The sequence below is a fragment of the Chryseobacterium lathyri genome, from assembly GCF_030812195.1.
GTDB lineage: Bacteria > Bacteroidota > Bacteroidia > Flavobacteriales > Weeksellaceae > Chryseobacterium > Chryseobacterium lathyri_A.
This window is the reverse complement of sequence record NZ_JAUSSF010000001.1, coordinates 1,847,418-1,866,813: the sequence shown is the minus strand read 5'-3', so window position 1 is coordinate 1,866,813 and position 19,396 is coordinate 1,847,418. Positions and strand designations below refer to the sequence as shown.

The window sequence follows — 19,396 nt, the reverse complement described above, 5'->3', positions numbered from 1 at the left end:
TTATGGACATCATAAACACTTTTGGAAGGCATATCCTGAAAACTTATCACTACACAATTCATAATTATAACTCGATAAAATATTCCTATTTTCTTATATTTGTTCATTATAGACATTATGGACGCAACACAAGATAAAAGACTCTTTCTCATCGATGCTTATGCGATGATATTCAGAGGATATTACGCATTGATCAGGAATCCCAGGCTGACCAGCAAAGGTGTAGATACCTCTGCTATTTTCGGTTTTACCAATTCCCTGATCGAACTGATCAGAAGAGAAAAGCCAACCCATCTCGCAGTAGTTTTTGACGTAGGCCAGGCAAGTGTAAGAACTGATGACTATTCAGACTACAAAGCAAACAGAAGCGAAACTCCTGAAGCAATTAAAATAGCTGTTCCATACATTCACAGAATTTTGGAGGCAATGCATATCCCTATCTTAGGAGTAGAAGGTTATGAAGCAGATGACGTAATAGGAACCATTGCCTGCAAAGCAGAAAAAGAAGGTTATACCACTTTCATGGTAACGCCGGATAAAGATTTTGCCCAGCTGGTTACAGATAAAATTAAAATCTATAAACCAGGTTTAAAAGGAGGCGATATAGAAATTCTTGGAGTAGAAGAAGTAAAGGCAAAATATGAAATAGAGGACCCAAAACAGGTCATCGATTTCCTTGCAATGATGGGAGATGCGGTGGACAATATCCCCGGATTGGACGGTGTAGGAGAGAAAACTGCTATGAAATTCCTTAAAGAATTTGGCAGTATAGAAAACCTTTTGGCCAATACAGATCAACTGAAAGGAAAACTGAAAGAAAAAGTAGAAGCCTCTGCAGAACGTGGAATTTTATCAAAAAAATTAGCAACCATCATCTGTGATGCACCCGTAGAATTCCATCAGGAACAATATGATCTTGATACCCCGGATTTCGAAAAAGTAAAAGAAGTTTTTGACGAAATTGAATTCAGAAGATTATACGAAAATCTGTACCGGGCATTTGCTTCTGCACCTGCAGAAACGGTGATCGTAAGTGAAGTTGAAGTGACACAGACCTCTGCCGGCACCGAAATAAAAGGACAGGTGATGCAGCTTGACCTGTTTGCCAATTTTGAAGAATTGGATCAGGCGACTTCTACCAAAACATCCATTGACAAGAACGACCATTTATATCAGTTTGTAAATAATCCGAAAGCACAAAAAGTACTGGTCAGTAACTTATTAAAGCAAAAAGCAGTCTGCTTTGATACAGAAACCACTTCACTGAATGAATTGGAGGCAGAACTTGTAGGGATGAGCTTTTCCTATAAAAAAGGGCTGGCTTACTATGTTCCTTTATCTGAAGACAAAGGGGAAGTACTCCAGACACTGGAAATTTTCAGACCGTTCTTTGAGAAAGAAGACCTGTTGAAAATTGCCCACAATTTAAAATTCGATTATAAAATATTAAAGCAGTATGATATTACGGTAAAAGGTGCCATGTTTGATACCATGATTGCCCATTATCTGCTGAACCCGGACGGAAGACACGGCATGGATTATCTTTCTGAAGTTTACCTTAACTACAAACCCGTTTCCATTGAAACCATTATCGGGAAAAAAGGTAAAAATCAGGGGACTTTCAGAGATGCAGATCTGAGAACACAAACCGACTATGCTGCGGAAGATGCTGATGTAACTTTCCAGCTGTACGAGCTGTTTGCCCCACAATTGAAAAAAGAGAACCTGGAAGACCTTTTCTTTAAAATAGAAATGCCTCTGATGGAAGTTCTTGCCAAAATGGAGCTGGCGGGAATTTCACTCGATGAAAAATGGCTGGCACAGGAAAGTATTGATCTTGAAAATGACCTGAGACAGCTGGAAACCAAAATTTTTGAACTTTCAGGTGAAGAATTCAACATGAATTCACCTAAACAGCTTGGAGAAATCCTGTTCGAAAAAATGCAGCTGGATCCCAAAGCAAAGAAAACAAAAACCGGACAGTACGCAACTTCAGAAGATGTTCTTCAGAAACTGAGCTCAAAACATGAGATCATCAAGCATATCCTGGAATACAGAACCTATCAGAAATTAAAATCTACCTATGTAGATGCTTTGCCTTCACAGATCGATAAACTGGACAGCAGGGTACATACCAATTTTTCCCAGACTACGGCTGCTACAGGACGTTTGGCAAGTGTAAATCCTAACCTTCAGAATATTCCGATCAGGACACTGCGCGGACAGCAGATCAGAGGAGCTTTTGTTTCAGGAGAAGGGAAAAAGATCATCTCCGCCGATTACTCTCAGATCGAGCTTCGTCTGATTGCCGAGATCTCGGGAGAAGAGAATATGATCAAAGCTTTTCAGGACGGAGAAGATATCCACGCTTCAACAGCTGCAAAACTGTTTAAAATTCCTTTGGAAGAGGTTTCCAAAACCCAGCGAAGCCAGGCAAAGACCGTGAATTTCGGAATCATCTACGGACAGGGAGCCTTTGCGCTGGCCGAGCAGACCGGGCTTTCAAGAACAGAAGCCAAACATATGATCGAAGCTTACTTTGAAACCTATCCGAAATTAAAAGAATATATGGCAGAGCAGGTCAGCAAAGCCCGCCAGATAGGATATGTAGAAACGATATTAGGAAGAAAACGTCACTTAAAAGATATCAATTCCAATAATTTCGTAGTGAGAGGCCATGCAGAAAGGAATGCCGTCAATGCGCCGGTTCAGGGAAGCGCAGCAGATGTTGTAAAGCTGGCGATGATTAAAATTGATCACGAGCTTAAAGCACAGCAGCTGCAGACGAAAATGCTTCTTCAGGTACATGACGAACTCATATTTGAAGCTCCGATAGATGAGGTTGAAGCAGCTTCAAAACTGATCAAAACTGAGATGGAAAGTGCTTTGGAGACAAAGGTTCCTTTATTGGTAGAAGTGGGAGTCGGGAATAACTGGCTGGAAGCACATTGATAGAATATAAAAAGGTGGGTTTTTAAAACCCACCTTTTATTTTGCTTTTATCTGAACCCGGGATTACTCAATCTGATTATCCGGAAAAGAACATAAAATAAAAAGAAGACTAAAGCTTAGTCTTCTCAACTTTCTGTATCATACAGAAAGTTTGTGTAATCATTTTTCACCTCATCGATTTTACCTTCGTCTCTGGTTTTTTAAGGCCTGTATTTAAAAAGAATGGCAATTCATTCAGATTCAATACAAGGATAAAGATATGAAGTATAAATTTCCTGTGAAATACTACTTTTGTATTAGTTTTAAGAAAGTCTCAATTATTTCAGGATTCTTCATTTACATCCTTTAGTTTAGTCAGGTTTTCAAGAATATTGGGAACGAATCTTTCGGCAAAACCTGCAAGGAAGGACCAGACGAGAAGCTTGGCCAGTGCTGCGGGAATATAAACGATATAATAAAATTCATCAGCATTGGGGAATAATGTGCCGCCGATCATTTCGCCCATAAAGATGAGAGAAAGAATAAAGGCAAAAACAGCACCTATTGTCTGTATAGAAACTAATTCTCTGATGGTTATTTTATGATTAAAAGCATTCGATCTTCGCGCCCGTGTGATAAGGCTGACTGCTGCACCGAGTGCTCCAAAAGATAAAGCAGCACTGAAAATTGCAGCTCTTGTAAGCAGTTTAAACTGTCTGGATTCCGCATCATTTCGCCAGTCTTTTACGGTAATAGTTTTTCCATCCTCATTACTATTTTCAAAATTAGAGTAATGAGGCTGTCCCTTCAGATATAAAAAATAAATAAAAGGCAGACATAAAATGATGCTGTACAGGATGGCCGTAATGATAAAGGGACCCGTATTTTCCTTTCCTAAAAGTCCGAAATTTAGAGTTTTCATGGTATTGTTGTCTTTAATTCTGGTTGTTTTTTTATTGAATAGGCTTTTTAAACCTGATACAACGAAATTCGAATTATTACAGACAAATATCAATTACCCTTTTTCGCTATTTTTATTTACGGGATTTTCAAATGAAGAGCCGTTTATTCATCATTTACAGATCCGTAAACCTTTCGTATAATATCTTCAGGAGAAGTTTTGTCAAATACATACTTTTCTTTTTTGAGGTGAAAAGTTTTAGATTCTGAAGGCATTTCTTCTTTCATCGTATTCACGGTCTCAAGGACCAGTTTACCATTCATCGGTTCATAATAAAGAGCAGAGTGGGAGCCGGCTCCCATATTGTAGGTCTCAATATAAGTAAGAATAAGATCACTATTCATATACTTAAACCTGCTGAACTGATTTCCATTGGGACCGGTATCATATAAATGGATAGAAAGTTCTCCTTTTTCTATAGAAATATCTTCCGGATCATACATTTTGTAGCCGGCCTCATTGTATTCATCTGGAAGAACAGTATCTGAGGTCTTATCCAAACGGTAAGTTTTATCCGTGTTCTTCAACAGGATTATCATTTTTCTGCCGGCCAGCGTATCTTCTTTTTTTCTGATGACAAGGGCAATATCGGAAAGCCCATCCTGGTTAAGATCTCCTTCCGTATCATATTGGATTTCATAACCGTCAGGGACCAGATCGGATGGTTTTTCGCTTTTAAAGGAAACAGTTTGCTCCTCGGTAAGAAAACTATTTGCGGTATCTTTTTTTGTAGCTTTTGCTACAGGATCATTTTTCTGATCAATTGCTGACTTTTTATCTTTTCTGCAGGAACAGAGATACAGAAGGCAAAAAGCAAGTAGAGGGATAATTTTTTTCAAGGCTTTTGTTTTGTGGATTTTTGTACACCTCTGTCGTTTTTGGTTAATGAATTATATCTTTCTGATATTTATATACTTCTAGGATAAAAACTTTATTCACGGTTTGTTTTTGTATAAACAACTTCGTTATCCGTCGGACCATAGATATTGCAGTTTTCAGGAGTAAGGTCAATAAGGTCAAAAAACAAATGGAAACTGTATGTTCTGCCGTTGAGCAGCTTAGCATATTGAAGGGTTTCTTTTATAGGAATAGTGTATATGTAGCTTTTTCCAACCCTTAATTTTACTGTATTTTTTATGCAGTCAGTAAAGCAGTCTACATCAGCTGTATAGCCTATTTTGTTTTCCTTGCTTTGCGTATTTTCCTGGATTTTGATAAGTTGAAGTCGGTAAGTTGAAAAATCTTTATTAATCTTAGTTTTCTTGTTTCCTGTATTAGTTACGGAGAGCTCTATAATCCCTTTTTCCTGCAGCTGGGTAGTATTGGATTCCAGTTTTAAGGTGCACTTATTCTGTCCAAATGCAGTTGATGCATAAAATATCAGCAAAATAAACAGAATCTGTTTCATAAAGTATTTTATTAAGTCTAAAATAATTAAATAGACAAATATGTCATGATCTTAATTTCAATAAGGTCAATTTTTCTTGACTGCTTCAATCTGAAGGATCACAAAAACCTTCATCAGATTCTCATGATCCTTTATGGATGCCCTTCTCACAGAAGGCTAGATATTGTATTCAATCTCGCCGATATAGTATAATGCATACTCCTCATCATTCACCGAAACCGGGTTGGGAATTGCATGTTTGTTCGCAAAAATGATAGCATTCACCGGAGTTTCCAGACCGAGCTGGTTGATCTTTTGTTCCACAACAGGAAGCCATTGATCAGCATAAGAATAATCAGTGAATTTTTCATAAATGCCTAAACTTTCATCTTCAAAGCCATATTCCAGGAAATCATAATCAAACCATTGGATATCCTGTGATTCAGCAAATTTTGAGACATAAAGATCATCCGTTTCCTCTTCTGTGTAATATCTCTCATCTTCTTCTGCAAAATCATTAAAGTCTTCCTCATTTTTAAAATATCCTAACCAAAAGTGTGAAATCTCTTTCTCCATAAATTATTTTTTTAAGTATACTGTATATTTATTTTAACCTTTTTAACTGCTGGCTTTCACCAATGACTTTTTCCAGCCGGGAGAGTCTTGTTTTTTCCTGTTTTGCGCTCATCAGCCAGTGAATAATCGTTCTTTTATAAGAAGGAGCCTGTTTTTCAAAAAAAGCCCATGCATTTTTATGGATTTTAAACCGTTTTTCATACACAGGGTCCAGGATAATATCCTCTCTCTCATGGGAATAGATTCCCGTTTTATCTTCTTTTCTTGCTTCAAATGCCCTTTTTCCCTCCAAAGTCATGAGCCCGGCTTTCGTAAGCTCTTCCACTTTTTTTATATTGATGATGCTCCAGATGCTATTCGGTTTTCTTGGTGTAAACCGGTTGGAATAGCTCTCTGAATCTAAGGACCTTCTTACACTGTCTATCCATCCGAAACACAATGCCTGATCCACAGATTCAGACCAGCTCATAGAAGGTTTTCCGCTGTCTTTTTTATAGAAGCCCACCAGGATTTCCTTTTCTTTTGTATGATTTTCCTCCAGCCACTTCCTGAATTCTTCCTTTGTTGCAAAAAAGGTAGGTTTCATCGTGAATCTTTTTATTGGTATTAAAGTGTAATATTACAAAACTTTTCTTTTACACTAGAATTTATACAGTACAAAGTCGCAATGTCAAAAAATATTGAGATCAGTTTTTTTATTGTAATTTTATTCAGGTAAAACTGCGTACAATGGAATTTCTTCAGGATCATTATGTTATACAAAACGAACTGCTGCTGATATTGATCTCCGTATTTTTGGGGCTGCTGATTGGTGCAGAACGCGAATACCGGAACAGATCAGCGGGTCTCCGGACTTTTATTCTGGTGTGTTTCGGCTCCTGCATTTTTACCATCCTCTCCATTAAGATAGGAGTGGAAAATCCGGACCGTCTGGCAGCCAATATCATTACCGGAATAGGTTTCCTGGGAGCCGGTGTGATTTTTAAAGGCGATAATAAGATCGATGGAATTACCACTGCAACCACTATATGGGCTACCGCTTCAATAGGAATGGCTGTGGGCTCAGGCTATGTTTATCTTTCACTGTTGGGAACAGCTTTGGTGCTTTTGATCCTCAGTGCACTGATTTACCTCCAGAATTTTATAGACAGCAGCCATAAAATAAGGGAATATAAAATAACGGTGACCAGATCAGAGGATATTAAACACTGTGAAAAGATCTTTGAAGAACATCATCTGAAACATCTTATGCTGAAAATGCAGTATACACAGGGAAACCTTTCTATAACATGGATGCTTACCGGAAAACACACGAAACATGATGAGGTGGTGAAAAGCCTTATTAATGATCCTAAAATCACAGCCTACCAATTCTAGGATAAAACAAAAAAATAAAAGACTGTGCCCTTATTTTTTCTTGAAAACGTATAGGTCTTTGTTCGGACCGGTAATTTCCTTGCCGTCCATATTCATCTGTATGAGGATGTTTTCCCCTACCTTGTATTTATAATTGGCACTTTTCCCTTTTAACGCAATTACACTTCCTGCAGCATCCCATTCAAAAGTTCCTTGATCTTGGTTTTTTGAATTTCTGTCGATGTATTCTTCCGTGATGCTGAACGTTTTATCATTATTAATGGTAAGGGAGGTTTTAATTCCCGGACAGTCTGCGCACGGAACCACAGCTTCATAAGTTCCCGGCCAGTCAAGAGCGTTTTCCGAAGTATCACCCAGAGCAGAAGGAGTTGCTTTTGCAATGCTGTCGGAAGGAGAAGTCTGTACAGTTACAGAATCCGTGGACGTATCAATAGTTTCAGGAGTTTTTTCTTTAGGATTGCACGATATTAAAAAAGCGGCAGATGTAATTCCCAAAATGAATATTTTACGATTTACCATGATAAAATAATTTTGATATAATTAATATTTTAAGCCCTTTATTACAACAAAAACTAAGCCATTGACGCGTCATAGAGTTGAGAGTTAATGAGTGTTTTTAAGGGAGAATATGAAGAGGGAAGAGGGAGGTTCCGGAGATCTGTAAAGAAAAAATATAAATCCGGCATCTGAAATCGTGGTTCATGGCTCTTGTTTCTGAATCTGTAAAATTCGCCATTCACTTGCTCAGCAAAATTCACTATTCACAATCTATCCCTTCCCATCCATGAACACCAATTTTCGCTTTCATTTCATAAGGCATATGTATAATATTCTTTGTAAATTGGGAAAAAATTTTGATTATGACAAAAAAGATACTTTTATCTGTATTTCTTTTGCCGGCTGCAATGGCATTTGCACAACAATATGGAGGAATGTGGATTCCTACAGAGCTGAATGAAAAGGAAATGAAGGATTTGGGAATGAAAATCTCCGCCAAAGACATTTTCAATACTCAGAAGCCAAGCATAAAGGATGCAGTAGTACAGTTTAATGGTGGATGTACTGCAGAGATCATTTCACCTAAAGGTCTGTTACTGACCAACCACCACTGTGGGTACGGGCAGATCCAGGCTCATTCCACAGTTCAGAATGATCTTCTTTCCAATGGTTTCTGGGCTAAAAATCCGGACGGGGAACTTCCGAATCCGGGTGTAAAAGTAGATTTCATTGTAGATATCAAAGAAGTAACAGATCAGATTCTGGAAGGTACGGACAACCTTGTGGAGCCTGAACTGACTAAAAAAGTTAATAAAAATATTGAGGTTTACAAAAATTCTCAGAAAATAGAATCTTACCAGTCGATCATTGTAAAATCAATGTATTACGGTAACAAATATTATGCTTTTACCACAGAAACGTACAATGATATCCGTCTGGTTGGGGCACCGCCTCAGAGCATAGGGAAATTCGGCAGCGATACGGATAACTGGGTTTGGCCCAGACACACCGGAGATTTTTCGATGTTCAGGATCTATGCAGGAAAAGACAATAAGCCTGCAGAATATTCAAAAGACAACGTTCCTTATGTTCCGAAACACTATCTTCCTGTTTCTATAAAAGATAAGGCTGAAAACGATTTTACATTTGTATTCGGTTTTCCTGGAAAAACAACAGAATATCTTCCTGCAGTGGCTGTGGAGAAGATCATGACAGATATAGATCCTGCAAGAATTGCCGTGCGTGAGGTAGCTCTGAAAACATTGGACGAAAAAATGCGTACAGACAGTGAAACACGCATCAAATATGCTTCAAAATATGCATCGGTAGCCAATTACTGGAAAAAATGGATTGGTGAAGTAGAAGGTTTGAAAAAGTCCAATGCAGTGGAGAAAAAAGTGATGTACGAAGGCTCTTTGGTGGCTAAAAACCATGAGATCAAAGCCACTCTGGACCAGCTGAATAAACTGTATAACGACCAGGCTCCTTACGCACTCAACAATGCTTACTATACGGAGGTGGTGAAAAATGCTGAAACGCTGAAGCTTGCAGGAGATTACTACGACTATATCGCTTCTGTAGAAGCAGGAAAAGTCGATGAAAAAGAGCTTACCAAATTAAAGAAAAAGGTAACTTCATTCTACAAAGATTACAGCGCAGAGCTTGATGCTAAGGTGACGGCAAAATTACTGGCTTTATATGCCAATAAAACCGCTCCTCAGTTCCTGCCTGCCGGATTTAGCAAATATAAAGACGAGAACCAGAACATTCCGGTGGTGGAAGAGATGTCTAAAAACTCAATCATCACAGGAAGAGAGCAGGTGAATGGAGCAACCCTTACCGGAGATATTGAGAAAGCATTTTCCAATCAGGACAAACTGATCAAGACTTTGAAAAAAGATCCTGTTTACCAGCTGTATGTTTCTATGAAAGAAACGTATATGAAAAATGCTGATCCACAATTTACTTCTCTTCAGGGGAAAATTGATGATCTTCAGAAGAAATTCATGGCACAGCAAATGGCAACGGATAAAGACAGAAAATTCTTCCCGGATGCTAATTCTACTCTTCGGGTAACCTACGGAAAAGTAAAAGGTTCTACGCCTAGGGATGCTGTTTCTTACGGTTATCAGACGCACTTGGCTGGAGTGATGGAAAAATATATTCCGGGAGATTATGAATTTGATGTTCCTAAAAAACTGATCGATCTTTACAATAAAAAAGACTACAGCATCTATAAAGACAAAACAGGAGATGTTCCTGTAGGATTCACTGCGACCAACCATACAACGGGAGGAAACTCAGGAAGCCCTGCTCTTGATGCCAACGGAAATCTTGTAGGACTTAACTTCGACAGACAGTGGGAAGGAACGATGAGTGATATCAATTATGACCCACGTTTCAGCCGAAACATCATGGTAGATACCAAATATATCCTGTTCATTATCGATAAATTTGCTGACTCCAAATGGCTTATCGACGAAATGAAGGTGATAAAATAATACACAAAAGTGATACCTTTAAGAATCTATTTGAATCCAATTTGAATAGATTCTTTTTATTTAATAGAGATGAAAGATAAGATCATCAATATACTCGCCGCCTTTGAAACGGAAAATATCGGGAATTCTTTTCCGATGGATTACTGTTTGCCCGTCTATCATTGTGTTTCTGATGAAAATCTACCACATATCAGACACATTATTCAATATAAGAATACCAGGCAGTTTGAAGAAGATCTGGACTGTCTTTCAAAGCATTTTCAGTTTGTCAGCTGGGCAGAATTCAAGGACTTTGTCAATGGTAACTTTAAACCTAAAAAAAAGATTGCTCTGCTGACTTTTGATGACGGTTTCAGAGAGTTTTATGATACTGTACTTCCTGTTCTGGAACGAAAAGGAATATATGCCTGTAATTTTATAAATCCGGTTTTTATTGATAATCAGGAGCTGATGTTCAGATGTAAGGCGAGCTTAATCATTGATGCAGCTGAAAAAGCAAAAACAGTAGATACTAAAGTCTATCGAATGCTTTCGCTGGAAAACCCGTCAAAAGAAAGTTTAAAACAGCAGGTTTTAAAGATCAGTTATCATAAAAGAGATCTTCTCGACAGGCTTACTGAAAAATTGGAAATTGACTGCAATGCTTACCTAAAAGAGCATATTCCATATCTTACAACAGACCAGTTAAAAGTACTGACACAAAAAGGCTATGGGATTTCCTCTCACAGCTGGGACCATCCAAAATATGGTGAGCTGTCCTTAAAAGAACAGATGGAAAGTACCAATCGGACTTTTAATTATTTAAAGGAGAATGGTTTTATGTATGAAAGTTTTGCATTTCCGTTTACTGACTTTGGAGTGAAAAAAGATTTCTTTGATGAGCTGTTTAAAAATAAAGACTTATTCTGCTGCTTTGGAAGTGCAGGTGCAAAATTAGACAGTATAGAAAGGCTTTTCCATAGAATTCCGATGGAAATGGGTGAAAGTTGTGAAATCATCTTAAAAAAAGAAATTGCTTATTTTAGATTGAAAAAAATAATCAACAAAAATAAAATAGTGAGAAGATGACCGAGCTGAAGACGTTTAACAAAAAAGAACTTGAAGATTTCGTTTCATCAGGAGATTTCATCAGCTTTGATTTTCTTCCCATTTCGGAACACCGGGCGAAATCCCAGATCAGAAACCTGAAGGCTCTGGATCATCAGACGCTTTTGGTTCTGGCTTTTTATGATGGAAAACTGGCTGGGTATGTAGGCTGTTTTCCTGATAATTATTTGATAGACGGAAAAATATTTCATTATGCATGGCTGAGTACCCTTTTTGTAAGCGAAGAATTCCGGGGAAAAAGAATTGCCAAAACATTGCTGAATAAAATGTTTGAGGAATACGACGGCAATATCATCGCAACAGAATTTACCAAAGAGGCAGAAGCTCTTTACAATATGCTGGGGGTTTTCGAGTATGTTTACCCAAAGACCGGAAAAAGATATTATTTCCGGTCAGATGCAGCTTTAATTATTCCTGAGAAAAAGCCTGAAACAAAAACCTTGAAACCTCTTTTTCAAGTGGCTGATGCTATGGCTAATTCTTTAATTGCTATAAAAAATTCGGTCATCAAAAAGCCGGAATTCAGATTCGAAATCCTTGATCATATTGATGCTGAAAGCTCTGAATTCATGTTGAAATTCCGGAGCAGGCGGAATGCCGATGAAATCAATGTATTTATAAAAAATCCATGGGTACTGGAAAGTAAGAAGAAAGAAGAGAAATATCTGTTTTCAAGCTATGCCGAGGTTTTTAAATATGTCTGGGTGAAAATCTATGATGAGCATAATCATTTAGCAGCGTGTTCACTGCTACAGCTCAGGGACGGAAATCTTAAGATCCCATATCTGTTTTCAGAAGCTTCGGATCTGGATCGTTTTATTGATTTCTTAAGCTATTATATTGCCAGCAATAAAGTAAAAACCTTAACCAGCTATCAGAAGCAGCTCAATACCAAAATAGAGCAGTCAAAAACATTTCCTAAAATCTATGAAAGGAATTTTGAAAGAAGATACCTGTTTCATAAAGAACTTATTCAGCATCTCCCGGAAGGATTTGATCCACAATATCAGGACGGGGACGGAGATTGTATGATGACGTAGATTTGCTTACTTATAAATGAAACGGTTTTGCTTAAATTAAAAATGAACTGAATACTTTATAAAATCTTTGTTTATTGTGTTTATTTTTAGGAGTCTGCTTGAATTTTATTCAGTAAAAATTATATGCAGAAATAATTTCCTAAAGAATAATATTCCTCTTGCAGATTACGCAGATTTATTTCAGTTATAATATAAAACCGCCTCAGTAATGAAGCGGTTTGATTTTTTTAATGTCCGAAGATTTCTTCCAACGTTAATTCTTTAAAGGTTCCCATCTGGTTTACAGCGTCCATATCCAGATTTTCTTTCTTACCAATAATTGCCGTATTAAAATGTATTGGCTTGATCTTCGTCTGGTAAAAATCCTTCAGATCTTCAAATTTCAGATTTTCGATCTGTCCGTAGATATCTTTTCTGAAATCATGGTAGACCCCGAGTTTTTTAAGCCTTAACGTATTAAAAAATATATTGTTCCGGGTAATTCTGGTTGAAGCGATCTGTTTCAGGGCAGCATTTTTGGCATTTTCAAACTGAATTGGCACTTCAGGAAGCTCATTCATCAGCTCACTCATTGTGCTTACGGCAGTCTGAAGCTTATCCGGCTGCGTTCCGATATATGTGGTGATATAATCAGGATGACCCAAATCAGAATTGGCTGCATAAGAAACATATGCTGAATATGCTAAGCTTTTACTTTCACGGATCTCCTGGAAAACGATAGATGAAAGTCCCCTTCCGAAATATTCATTGAAAACGTTGATCTTTCCGAAATTTGAAGTATCCACCTGATAGCCTCTTCCCACTTTGCTCATCTCCATCTGTACCATATCATAACCTGTGAAATAGACGTTTCCGTTGGTTTCAGGCTCAGGATATTGTTTAGGTTCCGGAATCCGGAAGCTTTCATTTTCAACATACTTTCCAATGTACTGTTGGAACTTTTCAAAATCCTTTCCATAGAAAAATATCTCGTAAGGATATTTGAAAAGTTTTTTCATTCTGTCCGTAAATACTTCCGTACTGCTGCTTTCAAGCTCTTCTTTCGAGATAATATCCGTGTAACGTGAAAAACTGCCCAGTTTTGTATAATTGGTTAGGGCGGTCATGATCCGGTTTTTATCTTTTTTTGTAGCCTGGCGGTTTTCGAGTACTGTTTCTACAAACTGTCTGTAGATCTCCTGATTCGGTTTTACGTCGTACATCCAGTGCTGCAGAAGGGCAATTCCTTTTTCAATATTTTCCTCCAGCCCGCTCAGTGAGATCAAAAGCTGGTCATTCGTTGTCTTAAAATCATTGCTGATCCCAATCTTAAAGAATTCCTTCTTCAGATCCTCGGGTGAAAGATCCTCAGTTCCAAGATACTGCAATAACTGTGTGGAAATCCCAAGATCCCTGTCATGATCGCTTCCGAAAGGGAAAATAAAGTGTGCCTGCGCAATATCATTGTATTTATTACGAACGAAGCTTAGTTTTTTATCCTTTACCGTATCTGTAACGATTTCTTTTTCATAATCAATAAATTCCGGTTGTATATCCTCTGTTTTTTCTGCAACAATATCCTTTAAAAACTCAGACTGTGCATCACGGTTTATTTTAATGGGAGTAATTCCTGGGTTTTCAACTCTTACCAATTGATCATTAACGCCCTTCTCCTTGTAAACAATTACATAATTGTCCTTAAAAAAAGTATTGACGAAATCTATAACCTCTTCTTTGGTGAAGTTTTCGTACTCATCCATTTCATTCAGTTCCTGTTCCCAGGTTCTGCCTTTGATGTACGTATCATAAAGATTGGTGGCCAGTCCATCTGCTGTTTCCAAGCCTTTCATCCTCTGAATTTTGAAATCATTAATGATTGCAGGAAGGATCCAGTCCGGAAAATCGCCTTTTTTGATCAGCTCAATTTGCTCCAGAACCATATTTCTCGCTTCATCCAAAGTCTGTGTTTCCTTAGGAACGGCTACGATAGAAAAATACCCGTATTGTTTGAGACCAACAGAGAAAGCCTGAGCCCATAGCATTCTTTGTGTCTGGTTGATATTAAGGTCAAGCAGTCCGGCTTCCCCTCTGTTGCTGAGAATATTGGCCGTGATATCTGCCAGCATTGCCTCTCGTGTGCCGTAGCTATCTGTTCTCCATGCCAGCTGGACTCTTGGCGTTGTAGGGCTTTTAACCGTTCTTTTTACAATTTCCGTTAATGGCTGTTCAGTAACAGGCGTTTTTTTCGGAAGTTCCCTGTAAGGAATCGTTCCAAAATACTGGTCCACCAGCTGAATTGTTTCCTCAAAATCCAGATCTCCCACCAAAACCATAGCATAATTATTCGGAACGTAATACTCGTCAAAATACTTATGAATAGCCTTCATAGAAGGATTTTTCAGGTGTTCAGGTTTTCCCAGCGTTGTTTGCTGGCCGTTTGGATGCGTAGGGAAAAGAGCAGCCATCAGCTCATAGTTTACAAGCCTTGAATCATTATCCTGGGCTCTGTTAAATTCCTCATAGACCGATTCCAGTTCCGTATGGAAAAGCCGCAGTACAACTTCTGAAAATCTTTCCTTCTCTATTTTAAGCCATTTTTCAAGCTCGTTATTCGGGACATTATTTTTATAAACGGTTTCATCGAACCATGTATGGGCATTCGTTCCACTGGCTCCCAGGGAAGAAATTGCCTTATCATATTCATTGGCAATTGCATACTGGCTGGCTTCCTGGGATATCTCGTCTATTTTTTTATAGATCTCTTTTTTCTTTTCAGAATCCTGTTCTGCTTTATGGTCCTCATAAAGGGAAGAGATCCGGTCAAGAAGTTCCTTTTCCTTTTTCCAGTTCTGGGTTCCTATCTTTGAAGTGCCTTTAAACATCATATGCTCAAGATAATGCGCCAGACCGGTATTATCAGCTGGATCATTATTGCTTCCTGTTCTCACGGGAATGTACGTCTGTATTCTGGGAGCATCAAAATTCTGCGCAAGAAAAACTTTTAAGCCATTTTTTAAAGTATAAATTCTTACTTTGTTTTCATCATTGGGAATTGTGATATATTCGTAGTTGTTTTTATCTGTATGAACCGTTTCTTTGTATCTTTTGTCAATCATAAGCTAACTCATTTCATTCCTATAAATCAGAATGCATTACAAATGTAAGGAATCAGGAAAGAACAAATCAGAATTTCCTTATTATTGCATCTATGGTTTTAATTTATATTAGATAAAAACATTATTTACATGATCAGATACTAAAACTATCCCGTAATTACTATTTTACAAATTGAGATGACAATGAATATTCAATACCGAAAACTTTTACCCGAAAGTTGCACCAAAAAAGTAGCCATGATCAGTCTTCTTTACTTTCTGTACGTCTTTCCAAAATAAATTCAATAAGTTTGCAATAGTTTTCCAAAAAACCACACCATGCACGGAAACATTCTGATCATCGATGACGAGATCAAGCTCCTGAAATTATTAGGAATGATTCTTTCCCAAGAAGATTTTGACGTAAAAGAAGCTTCAACGGCACGTTCTGCAATGACCATGCTTGAGCAGCATGAATTTGATGTCGTTCTCTGCGATGTCCGCCTTCCTGATGCTTTTGGGGTGGAACTTGTGCGGTCCATCAAGACCAAATATCCACATCTCGAAATTATTCTGATGACCGCTTTCGGAAATATTACCGATGCCGTTCAGGCCATGAAAAACGGGGCTTATGATTATCTGGTGAAAGGGGACGACAATGAGAAGATTATTCCGCTGGTATATAAAGCACTGGAAAAAGTAAAGGATAACCGCTCTAAAATGGGACGAAAATCCGCAATATCAAAAGGATTCGGGCAAATTATAGGAATTTCTCCTCTGATCCTTCAGTCTAAAAAACTGGCTGAAAAGGTAGCTTTAACGGACGCCGCTGTTCTTCTGACCGGGGAAACCGGAACCGGAAAAGAGGTTTTTGCCAATGCCATCCATGATGGAAGCGACAGAAAGAAAAATAATTTTGTAGCGATCAACTGCTCTGCATTCAGCAAAGAAATACTGGAAAGTGAACTTTTCGGACACAAACAAGGTGCATTCACCGGTGCTGTAAAGGACAAGAAAGGACTGATAGAAGAAGCTAACGACGGAACCTTATTTTTAGACGAAATAGGAGAGATGCCTATAGAATTGCAGGCCAAACTTCTTCGTGTCCTCGAAACCGGAGAATTTATCAAAATGGGAGAGACCAAAGTTTCCCGCTCCGACTTCAGGCTGATCGCTGCAACCAACAGAGAGCTGGAAGACGAAATTAAGCAGGGACATTTCCGGGAGGATCTTTATTTCCGGTTGAATGTTTTCGAGATCCACCTTCCGCCATTGCGTGAAAGAAAAGAGGATCTTAAAATGCTGGCCAAAAATTTCATCGATATTTTTTCTCGTAAACTCCATCTTTCAGAACTGCAGGTGAATCCGGATTATTATAAAATGCTGGAAAAGAACGACTGGAAAGGAAACATCCGCGAACTCCGGAATGCTGTGGAAAGAAGTCTTATTTTAATGGAAAATAATATTCTGGATGCTGAAAGCTTACCGCATTATTCAGATAAAATAGTTCCTGAAAGTGATTCTTTAAGCATGAGGTCTCTTGAAAAAATACACATCCAAAAAGTCCTTCAATATACCAAAGGCAATAAAGCCGAAGCCGCCAGACTACTGGAAATCGGCATTGCCACACTATACCGGAAGCTGGAGGAATACGGGTTGAGGTAATTGATTTCCGGAGTTGACGTTTCTTGGTTCTTGAATCTTATCTCCAATAATTCACCATTTACATCTTCCAATCCCTATCATTTCAATAAACGGGCCTATCAAAATGATAGGCTTTTGTATTTCGATATAGTTGAATTATTTAACATAAGTATTTGGTATTTAGAATTTTAAATATTTTGTTTTCAGAATGGGCCTTCTTTTGGCCTATAGGACATGAATAAAATATTTTAAAAATGACAATTTCAAGAAAAACGTTCAAAAAACGTGAGCATGCAGGCTTCAGCCTGCTGTTGGTATCGTACGTACTACTGACCCTTTTAACCTTAATAATAACGATATGATGCTTATAAGTTTGATCCTGCTTTTTGCAGTGATGTTCTGGTTTCTTTACAAATCCGTTGAATTTTTTGATAAAATATAAAAATATGTGGAGTTTATTTTTCCTTTCAATTCTGGCCTTTGTGTACATCTGCTACGTTTTGCTGAAACCTGAAAAATTTTAACCGGTCATGAATACAGAAATTTTAGGCGTTATTGCCATGTTTGTCATTACGTTAGTTATTGGAATATTTCTTGGGAAATACATTGCTAATGTATACGGGTACAAAAAGACCTTTTTAGATCCTGTTTTTGAACCTGTTGAAAAATTAATTTATAAGATAGCGGGAATCAACCCGGCCCGTCAGATGACCTGGAAACAGAATATGTATGCCATGCTGACGATCAATCTGGTCTGGTTCGTTATAGGATTTCTGATCCTGATGACCCAGTCCTGGCTTCCTTTAAATCCTGACGGAAACCCGAATATGTCACCTGATCTTGCTTTTAATACAGCCATTTCCTTTCTGGTGAACTGTAACCTTCAGCATTATTCAGGAGAAACAGGCGTAAGTTATTTAAGCCAGCTTTATCTGATGTTCCTGCAGTTTGTGACCGCAGCTACCGGAATGGCAGCAATGGCAGTCCTTTTCAAAGCTTTTAAAGATAAAACCACTACGGAATTAGGGAATTTCTATGATTTCTTTACTAAATCCGTGGTCAGAATCCTCGTTCCGGTCAGTATCCTCGTTGCCTTGATTCTCTCTGCCAATGGAAGTCCGATGACTTTCGAAGGGAAAGACCATATAACAACGTTGGAAGGACAAAAAGTTGATGTTTCCAGAGGTCCTGTAGCTGCTTTTGTGGCGATCAAGCATTTGGGAACCAATGGGGGAGGTTTTTTTGGAGCCAACTCAGCGCACCCGCTTGAGAATCCGAACTATGTGACGAACATGACTGAAATGGTTACCCAAATGATCATTCCGTTCGCATTGGTTTTTGCCTTAGGGTTTTACCTGAAAAAGAGAAAACTGTCATGGGTGATCTTTACCGTAATGACGGTTGGTTTCTTGGCACTTGCTGTTCCGAACGTTGTGAATGAAACAAACGGAAACCCTCTCATCACGCAGATGGGTGCTGACAGCAGCCTTGGAGCTATGGAAGGTAAGGAGATCCGTTTCGGAAGTGCATCTTCAGGATATTGGAGTATCGCAACGACAGTGATCTCAACAGGCTCTGTGAATTCAATGCACGACAGTACGATGCCCCTTTCAGGAATGAATGAGCTGCTGGCCATGATGATCAACTGTTTCTATGGAGGCTGTGGAGTAGGAATTCTGAATTATTTCATCTTTATCATTCTTGCTGTATTCATCAGTGGTCTGATGGTGGGAAGGACCCCGGAATTCATGGGCAAAAAGATCGAAGCCAAAGAAATGAAGATCGCAATGATCGTCGCTCTGTTCCATCCGTTCTTAATACTGGTAGGAACGGCATTAACTGCCTATCTACCGGAATTCGGAGCAAAAACATTAAATAATCCGGGTTTTCATGGATTCAGTGAAATGTTATATGAATTCACCTCTTCTTCTGCAAACAACGGTTCCGGATTTGAAGGTCTTGGCGACAATACTCCTTGGTGGAATATCTCAACAGGAATCGTATTGCTCTTATCCAGATTTATTCCGATCATAGGACCGATAGCGATTGCAGGATTATTGGCACAGAAGAAATTCATCCCGGAAAGCTCAGGAACGCTGAAAACGGATACTGCTACTTTCGGCTTTATGACGTTGGCAGTGATCCTCCTTATTGCGGCATTGTCTTTCTTCCCGGCATTGACATTGGGGCCTATCGCAGAACAGATTCAGTATTTCTCTAAATAAACATTAAAATTAAAATCAATAGCCAGCCATCAAGAAGATTGAAATGTCGGGGAACCACTAAAAACTCATCGAACA

14 protein-coding genes are annotated in these 19,396 nt (G+C 38.4%); 7 read left to right on the top strand and 7 right to left on the bottom strand.

The window, feature by feature from the left end; genetic code table 11:
- Positions 1–117 precede the first annotated feature (117 nt).
- On the top strand, positions 118–2,952 hold the full coding sequence (polA, locus tag J2T03_RS08345) for a DNA polymerase I (RefSeq protein ID WP_306844196.1): 2,835 nt from the start codon (positions 118–120) through the stop codon (positions 2,950–2,952).
- Positions 2,953–3,274: 322 nt separating this feature from the next.
- Here polA and J2T03_RS08340 read toward each other — a convergent pair whose 3' ends face one another.
- The 5 genes from J2T03_RS08340 to J2T03_RS08320 form a co-directional block, all read right to left on the bottom strand.
- Complete coding sequence (locus J2T03_RS08340; protein WP_306844199.1) at positions 3,275–3,853, bottom strand: hypothetical protein; 579 nt, start codon at positions 3,851–3,853, stop codon at positions 3,275–3,277.
- Positions 3,854–3,996: 143 nt separating this feature from the next.
- Positions 3,997–4,731 (bottom strand): hypothetical protein, encoded by a 735-nt coding sequence (locus J2T03_RS08335; RefSeq protein ID WP_307210646.1) that lies wholly within the window; start codon positions 4,729–4,731, stop codon positions 3,997–3,999.
- A 92-nt stretch (positions 4,732–4,823) separates the two neighbouring features.
- On the bottom strand, positions 4,824–5,300 hold the full coding sequence (locus J2T03_RS08330) for a hypothetical protein (protein WP_307210643.1): 477 nt from the start codon (positions 5,298–5,300) through the stop codon (positions 4,824–4,826).
- A gap of 156 nt (positions 5,301–5,456) precedes the next feature.
- Positions 5,457–5,855, bottom strand: a complete 399-nt coding sequence (locus tag J2T03_RS08325) for an immunity 22 family protein (protein WP_306844203.1) — start codon at positions 5,853–5,855, stop codon at positions 5,457–5,459.
- A 28-nt stretch (positions 5,856–5,883) separates the two neighbouring features.
- The gene (locus tag J2T03_RS08320; RefSeq protein WP_307210640.1) at positions 5,884–6,441 is read right to left on the bottom strand and encodes a YdeI/OmpD-associated family protein; all 558 of its coding nucleotides are present in this window, start codon (positions 6,439–6,441) and stop codon (positions 5,884–5,886) included.
- Positions 6,442–6,584: 143 nt separating this feature from the next.
- Here J2T03_RS08320 and J2T03_RS08315 point away from each other — a divergent pair, with 143 nt between their 5' ends.
- Complete coding sequence (locus J2T03_RS08315; protein ID WP_306844207.1) at positions 6,585–7,232, top strand: MgtC/SapB family protein; 648 nt, start codon at positions 6,585–6,587, stop codon at positions 7,230–7,232.
- 30 nt (positions 7,233–7,262) lie between these two features.
- Here J2T03_RS08315 and J2T03_RS08310 read toward each other — a convergent pair whose 3' ends face one another.
- Positions 7,263–7,751: a copper resistance protein NlpE gene (locus J2T03_RS08310; RefSeq protein WP_307210638.1), complete on the bottom strand. Its 489-nt coding sequence runs from the start codon at positions 7,749–7,751 to the stop codon at positions 7,263–7,265.
- Between the two features lie 341 nt (positions 7,752–8,092).
- Here J2T03_RS08310 and J2T03_RS08305 point away from each other — a divergent pair, with 341 nt between their 5' ends.
- The 3 genes from J2T03_RS08305 to J2T03_RS08295 all read left to right on the top strand — a co-directional run bounded on the left by J2T03_RS08305 (position 8,093) and on the right by J2T03_RS08295 (position 12,378).
- Positions 8,093–10,231 carry a S46 family peptidase gene (locus J2T03_RS08305; RefSeq protein ID WP_306844210.1) on the top strand — a complete coding sequence of 713 codons (2,139 nt, stop codon included), beginning with the start codon at positions 8,093–8,095 and terminating at the stop codon, positions 10,229–10,231.
- 69 nt (positions 10,232–10,300) lie between these two features.
- The gene (locus tag J2T03_RS08300) at positions 10,301–11,299 is read left to right on the top strand and encodes a polysaccharide deacetylase family protein (RefSeq protein WP_307210635.1); all 999 of its coding nucleotides are present in this window, start codon (positions 10,301–10,303) and stop codon (positions 11,297–11,299) included.
- Complete coding sequence (locus J2T03_RS08295; protein WP_307210633.1) at positions 11,296–12,378, top strand: GNAT family N-acetyltransferase; 1,083 nt, start codon at positions 11,296–11,298, stop codon at positions 12,376–12,378. The genes J2T03_RS08300 and J2T03_RS08295 overlap by 4 nt, the downstream gene beginning before the upstream one ends.
- A gap of 227 nt (positions 12,379–12,605) precedes the next feature.
- Here the strand turns inward: J2T03_RS08295 and J2T03_RS08290 are convergent, their stop codons facing one another.
- Positions 12,606–15,473: a M16 family metallopeptidase gene (locus J2T03_RS08290; RefSeq protein ID WP_307210629.1), complete on the bottom strand. Its 2,868-nt coding sequence runs from the start codon at positions 15,471–15,473 to the stop codon at positions 12,606–12,608.
- A 318-nt stretch (positions 15,474–15,791) separates the two neighbouring features.
- On the opposite strand from J2T03_RS08290, the gene J2T03_RS08285 reads away from it, so the two are divergent.
- The gene (locus J2T03_RS08285; RefSeq protein ID WP_307210626.1) at positions 15,792–17,117 is read left to right on the top strand and encodes a sigma-54-dependent transcriptional regulator; all 1,326 of its coding nucleotides are present in this window, start codon (positions 15,792–15,794) and stop codon (positions 17,115–17,117) included.
- 509 nt (positions 17,118–17,626) lie between these two features.
- Positions 17,627–19,321 (top strand): potassium-transporting ATPase subunit KdpA, encoded by a 1,695-nt coding sequence (kdpA, locus tag J2T03_RS08280; protein ID WP_307210623.1) that lies wholly within the window; start codon positions 17,627–17,629, stop codon positions 19,319–19,321.
- Positions 19,322–19,396 lie beyond the last annotated feature (75 nt).

Excerpts from the sequence above, each read along its gene's own strand:
- polA (WP_306844196.1), top strand. The coding sequence starts at position 118 with ATGGACGCAACACAAGATAAAAGACTCTTTCTCATCGATGCTTATGCG.
- J2T03_RS08340 (WP_306844199.1), bottom strand. The coding sequence starts at position 3,853 with ATGAAAACTCTAAATTTCGGACTTTTAGGAAAGGAAAATACGGGTCCC.
- J2T03_RS08330 (WP_307210643.1), bottom strand. The coding sequence starts at position 5,300 with ATGAAACAGATTCTGTTTATTTTGCTGATATTTTATGCATCAACTGCA.
- J2T03_RS08325 (WP_306844203.1), bottom strand. The coding sequence starts at position 5,855 with ATGGAGAAAGAGATTTCACACTTTTGGTTAGGATATTTTAAAAATGAG.
- J2T03_RS08320 (WP_307210640.1), bottom strand. The coding sequence starts at position 6,441 with ATGAAACCTACCTTTTTTGCAACAAAGGAAGAATTCAGGAAGTGGCTG.
- J2T03_RS08315 (WP_306844207.1), top strand. The coding sequence starts at position 6,585 with ATGGAATTTCTTCAGGATCATTATGTTATACAAAACGAACTGCTGCTG.
- J2T03_RS08310 (WP_307210638.1), bottom strand. The coding sequence starts at position 7,751 with ATGGTAAATCGTAAAATATTCATTTTGGGAATTACATCTGCCGCTTTT.
- J2T03_RS08305 (WP_306844210.1), top strand. The coding sequence starts at position 8,093 with ATGACAAAAAAGATACTTTTATCTGTATTTCTTTTGCCGGCTGCAATG.
- J2T03_RS08300 (WP_307210635.1), top strand. The coding sequence starts at position 10,301 with ATGAAAGATAAGATCATCAATATACTCGCCGCCTTTGAAACGGAAAAT.
- J2T03_RS08295 (WP_307210633.1), top strand. The coding sequence starts at position 11,296 with ATGACCGAGCTGAAGACGTTTAACAAAAAAGAACTTGAAGATTTCGTT.
- J2T03_RS08290 (WP_307210629.1), bottom strand. The coding sequence starts at position 15,473 with ATGATTGACAAAAGATACAAAGAAACGGTTCATACAGATAAAAACAAC.
- J2T03_RS08285 (WP_307210626.1), top strand. The coding sequence starts at position 15,792 with ATGCACGGAAACATTCTGATCATCGATGACGAGATCAAGCTCCTGAAA.
- kdpA (WP_307210623.1), top strand. The coding sequence starts at position 17,627 with ATGAATACAGAAATTTTAGGCGTTATTGCCATGTTTGTCATTACGTTA.